Raw genomic sequence first — 1,518 nt, 5'->3', positions numbered from 1 at the left:
CGCTCGCCGCGACGATGCTCGCGGACTTCGGCGCGGACGTCGTCAAGATCGAGCACCCCACCCGGCCCGATCCCTCGCGCGGGCACGGACCCGGCAAGGACGGCGTGGGGCTGTGGTGGAAGCTGCTCGGGCGCGGGAAGCGGAACTCGACGGCGGACCTGTCACGCCCCGAGGGCCGCGAGGTGCTGCTGCGGCTCGTCGCGGACGCCGACGTCGTGATCGAGAACTTCCGCCCGGGGACGCTGGAGCGCTGGGGCCTGGGCTGGGCGGAACTGAGCGAGGTCAACCCCCGGCTCGTCCTCGCCCGCGTCACGGGCTTCGGCCAGTTCGGCCCGTACGCGAAGCGACCGGGCTTCGGGACGCTCGCGGAGGCCATGAGCGGCTTCGCCGCGATCACCGGGGAGCCGGACGGGCCTCCGGTGCTGCCGCCGTTCGGGCTCGCGGACTCGATCGCGGCGCTCGCGACGGCGTACGCGGTCATGACGGCGCTCGCCGGGCGCGAGCGCACGGGGCGCGGCCAGGTCGTGGACCTCGCGATCATCGAGCCGATCCTGACGGTGCTCGGCCCGCAGCCCCTCTGGTTCGACCAGCTCGGCTACGTCCAGCCGCGTACCGGCAACCGCTCCACGAACAACGCGCCGCGCAACACGTACCGCACGGCGGACGGCCGCTGGGTCGCGGTCTCGACCTCGGCGCAGTCCGTGGCCGAGCGGGTGCTGCGGCTCGTGGGGCGCCCCGAGCTGATCGAGGAGGCGTGGTTCGCGAGCGGCGCCGGGCGCGCCGCGCACGCGGAGGAACTGGACGAGGCGGTGGGCTCCTGGATCGCGGCGCGCGGGCGCGCGGAGGTCGTGGACGCCTTCGAACGGGCGGACGCGGCGATCGCGCCCGTGCAGGACGTCGCCGACGTCATGGCCGACCCGCAGTACGCGGCACTCGGCTCGCTGCCCGTCTTCGACGATCCCGAGCTGGGGCGGCTGCGGATGCAGAACGTCCTGTTCCGGCTCTCGGAGACACCGGGGCACATCCGCTGGACGGGGCGGCCGCACGGCGCGGACACGGACGCGGTGCTCGCCGAGGCCGGTTTCGGCGCCGGGGACATCGCGCGGCTGCGGGCGGCGGGCGCGGTATGACGAGCGAGACGAGGGAGAACGGTCTGTCCACCACACCGCTGACCTGGCTGTACGTGCCCGGCGACCGGCCCGCACGGGTCGAGAAGGCGCTCTCGGCGGGCGCGGACGTCGTCCTCGTGGACCTGGAGGACGCGGTCGCCTCCGACGGCAAGGAGTACGCGCGCGCCGCCGTCGTGGAACTCCTCTCGGAGCCGGTGCCCGTGCCGGTGCACGTGCGCGTCAACCACCTGGACGGGCCCTGGGGCGCGCACGACGTGGCGGCGCTCGCCGGGCTGCCGCACCTGTCGGGCCTGCGGCTGCCCAAGTCGCGGGGCCCGGAGGACGTCCGGCGCGCGGCGGTCGCCTGCGGCGGGGCGCCGGTCCCCGAGCTCTACCCGATCCTGGAGTG

Annotated in this window: 2 protein-coding genes; both read left to right on the top strand. The window is 75.4% G+C overall.

Annotated elements, in window-relative coordinates; genetic code table 11:
• A partial coding sequence (locus SSBG_RS23235; RefSeq protein WP_037870472.1) for a CaiB/BaiF CoA transferase family protein occupies nucleotides 1-1,130 on the top strand: 1,130 nt, incomplete at its 5' end.
• Nucleotides 1,127-1,518, top strand: a 392-nt coding sequence (locus SSBG_RS23230) for an aldolase/citrate lyase family protein (protein ID WP_234010630.1), incomplete at its 3' end; no start/stop codon positions are given. The genes SSBG_RS23235 and SSBG_RS23230, both read left to right, overlap by 4 nt.

It is taken from the genome of Streptomyces sp. SPB074 (assembly GCF_000154905.1).
GTDB lineage: Bacteria > Actinomycetota > Actinomycetes > Streptomycetales > Streptomycetaceae > Streptomyces.
Note: the sequence above shows the minus strand (reverse complement) of the source record. Positions and strands in the feature narration are given on the sequence as shown.